Raw genomic sequence first — 3,748 nt, 5'->3', positions numbered from 1 at the left:
CCGTACAGGCGGCCGTCATCATCGTCGCGCTTCATCGATTGCCGGTTTCCGGACCGCGACAGCACCACCTCGCTCTGCCACAGCGCGTTGACGGCGCCAACGCCGCTCTCTTTTTCGTCGCGATAGGCGCCGTGCGTGGCCAGATGCGCAACCGTCGCCTGCTCCATGTCCTTGCGCAGCGCACGTTCGCTGGCCGCCGTTCCGGTAAGCATCTCGACCGAGTATCGATCGCCGCTCAGGATCGAGGCAATCGCGTCGACCTCCTTGCGGGTACCCGGCAGCGGCTCGGCGCCTTTTTCCGATCCGCGCGTATAATCCAGACCGCCGGCCAGCAAGGCCTTGCCGGTCTTGGGAAAGCTCTGATCGACGCCGGCGTTCAACAACGATTCCGGCCGCGTCAGCATGCGCACCAGGAAGCGGTCATCAAGCGACGCGCCCTTGCTGTCCTGCAGCAAGGGAAACGGCACCGAGAACAGTTTGCCGTCCGGCACCACGAAGAGCGTGTCGGCGCCACCAAGCGACGGCTCCAGAGGTGCGATGAGACCGGCATAGAGCCCGGTGAACGTGGCATTCAGATCGACCAAAGTCACAGCGCCACGCTCCTGCGCGGAACGGGTCGATCTGAGGTTCGCCATGCGCGTTTCATGAGCAGCCGAGATCAGTCGGCGCGGATCGCCGAGATCATAGAGGCGTGGCAGCTGATCCTTGCGCGTGACGATCGCATAGAGCCGCTCATCTTCCAGCGGATCGGCGCTCTCGCGGTCCGCCCGCCACTTGCGGGTGATGAAGTAATCGACGAGCGCCTCGTTGGGCTTCAGCAGCGTGCCGGCGGATGGCAGCGGCTTGTCCACAGCGCTCTGTCCGAAACTGTATCTGGTCGTGACTCTCGTGATCGCCTTTTCGTACGCCGCCTGAGCCTGGTCGGGCTGCACGGCACCTGGATCGTCGGCACTGTCGCCACTGGAAGCAGCCTCCTGGTAGGCCAGGGACAGCCGTATCCCGGCCTGGATCAAGTGCCGCGTCTCCATGTCGTTCGGATCGATCAAACGCGACAGTCTGCGCAACTGATCCCGTTTGTCGTTTTCGAGCGTCGGCCAGCGGCGCGCCGCTTCAGCGAATGCCGGCACTGCCGATGCCTTGTTTTTTGCCAGCCGCGCATAGTCGTAGAGCATGTCATCGGCCAAGGCCCGGCTGGCTTCAGCGACGACCGGGTTGGCGGCCGTGCTCACCTGGAACCAATTCCACCGCAACATGTCGTCGTTGAGAGCCGCAAAATCGGCGGCTGCGGCCTCGGGATTCGACTTCGCTTTGAGGTTGGCCATAGCCTGCCGCGCGGCAAAGGTCAGCGGGTGCACCGAGCCGTATGTCGATCCGGCGATGCTATGGGCCCGATCGAGTTGGTTCATGCTGTTTTCGGTATCGCCCATGGCGGCGAAATGCGCGGCGAGCAGGTTGGCGATCTTGATTGCCAATATCTCGGGATAACTCGCGTCGTTGGTCAGCGGCAGCAAGCGTGCGAGCGTCGGCGCGTCGAGCGGCTGTGCACCCGAGAGCGCCCTGGTGTAGAGCAGCCACGCATCGGCCTGCTCGACCAGATTGCCTTCCCGCTTGAGAACGACGGCAATGTCCCGGTCCTGCTGGAAATAGCGCAAGGCCTCGTCGTACTTGGCGAGGTCGAGATAGTCCTGAGCCGTGTTGTTGGCGCTGACCAGAACATTGAAATGATTTGGCCCGTAGTAGCCGATGCGCTTCTCAATCACGTTCAGATCATACTGCAAGGCGCGGGTTGGCGCGCCCATCTGGCGCAGCATATCGGCCAGATTGTTCTGCAGTTTCCAGGTGAAGCGATCATCCTGACCAAGCACCCGCTCCGCAATCTCCAGATTGCGCTGGTCAACATTGATCGCCGCAGCGATTTGACCGAATGCGGCGATCCCTGTCGCCAGCACATCGTTGGCATACATGAGTTCCTGGGATTCCGTGCCATGGTAGTGGGCGTAGAGATTGGTTGCCGTAGCGCACATCGAAACGAAGCCCTGGTAGTCTTTCTCGGCCTGCTTCAGCATCGCGTAGTTGAGATAGAAATCGGCGCGCTTGGCGACATCCTGCTGCATCGCCCTGGTTTTCAGGCCTTCGGCAAAAATCTCCTCGGCGTTGTCGAGAATCTGGTTGTTGAGGAACGTCGCACCGGCGTTCGAGTAGCTCTCGACCGTAAATTCGTAGAGGTCGCTTCTGGCCGCATCGAGCAATGCTGCCCGCAACTGCGCATAACCTTCATCAAAGCGCCCCGCCTCCATCATCAGCTTGTAGGCCGCATCGATCCGGGCCTTCAGCGCCGCTTCGCTATCTGCTGGAGCCTGCTGACCGGCCTGGCCTGGCGTCTGGGCTTGCGCCGACGGCAAGGGCAGCACCACGACCGACGTGGCCAGGACAGACGCAACGACCTGCATCAGGCCTCGCGATTTTCGGACTATGGACATGACAGCGTTCATGCGGATCGGTCTGCGGTCGTATCATGACCCGGATTTTGTCCGAAATCCCACCGCGCCTCCGTCAGCCCGATGCGCTTGAACGGATCGATCACCGTGCCGGCCACCATCGAGGCAAGGAATTGCGGCGCCGGCGGGATTTTTGCCACCGTCGCCACCAGCCTGTCGCGGATGAAGGGCAGCGCCACCGAATCCGACTGGTAGAATGGCGTGAATGCCAGCGACAGTGCCTGGAAGACGCGGACATGCCAGCGCCGCGCCTTCGCATAGGCTTCAAGTGCTGCCTCGACATTGTCAGTCCGCGCCAGCGCATGGCTGAGCGCCGCGGCGTCGAGCAGCGCCATGTTGGCCCCTTGCCCGAGCTGCGGGCTGGTCGAGTGCGCCGCGTCGCCGATGATGGCCAGCCGCCGCCCAACCGGCCGCTTCATCGTGTGGTGGCCATAGCGCGCCAGCGAGAGCTGGTCGAAACTGTCGATCTGGCTGGTGTACGCCTGGCTTTGCGGCCACAGGCGGACCACCCTCTCCTTCCAGGCGTCCAGACCCCGGGCGCGCACCTCTTCTGCATCCGACGGCTTCAGGCTCCAGAAGAATGCCGCCATCTTTTCAGCGCCCGGCTCCGGCCGGCCGATCGGCAGCACACCGATCATCACGCTCGCCTTGTCATAGCGTTGCAGCAGGGCGTGCTCGTCAAAACCTTCGCCGCGCCAGCCGAGCGAGGCCCAGAACGCACCATAGGTCAATGGCCTCGGCTCGCATGGAGCCCTTACACTGCGTCGCAGTTTCGAGCGCGAACCGCTGGCGTCGACGACCAGGTCGAACGGCCCCGCCCTTCGTCCGTTGCCACAGATCAGCGTCGTCCGTTCGCCGGTCTCCAGCGCCTCGACTTCAACCCCGGTCTCGATGGCGATCGCCTCGCGTTGCGCAGCGCGGAAAAGCACGCCGAACAAGGCCGCCCGGTGCACCGCCAGGCCGAAGCGGCCACCGCGTTGTGCATCATAGCGGACGTCGAGCACGGTACGGCCTGTGCTGGCGTCGGCGCCATGCAGGCGGTCGATGCGGCTGCCCAGCGCCAGTATGTCGTCGAGCAGGCCAAGATCGGCCAATACCGTCAGCCCGCTCGGCTGCAGGATCAGTCCGGAGCCGACCGGCTTCGGCTCGTCGAAGCGCTCGAAAACGGTGACCCGATGCCCGGCACGCTTGAGATAGAGCGCCATGGCCAGTCCCGCCGGCCCGGCGCCGGCAATTGCGATGTCGTAGGA

General features: G+C 63.6%; 2 protein-coding genes. Both read right to left on the bottom strand.

Features of this window, described 5'->3' with window-relative positions; genetic code table 11:
- The coding region (locus EN935_RS26155; protein WP_164771343.1) for a CHAT domain-containing protein at positions 1 to 2,450 on the bottom strand (2,450 nt) is incomplete at its 3' end.
- A gap of 38 nt (positions 2,451 to 2,488) precedes the next feature.
- Positions 2,489 to 3,748 (bottom strand): NAD(P)/FAD-dependent oxidoreductase (locus EN935_RS26150; RefSeq protein WP_164771342.1); only part of this gene is annotated, 1,260 nt, incomplete at its 5' end.

The sequence above is a fragment of the Mesorhizobium sp. M7D.F.Ca.US.004.03.1.1 genome (assembly GCF_003998635.1).
GTDB lineage: Bacteria > Pseudomonadota > Alphaproteobacteria > Rhizobiales > Rhizobiaceae > Mesorhizobium > Mesorhizobium loti.
This window is presented reverse-complemented; position numbering and strand designations above follow the sequence as displayed.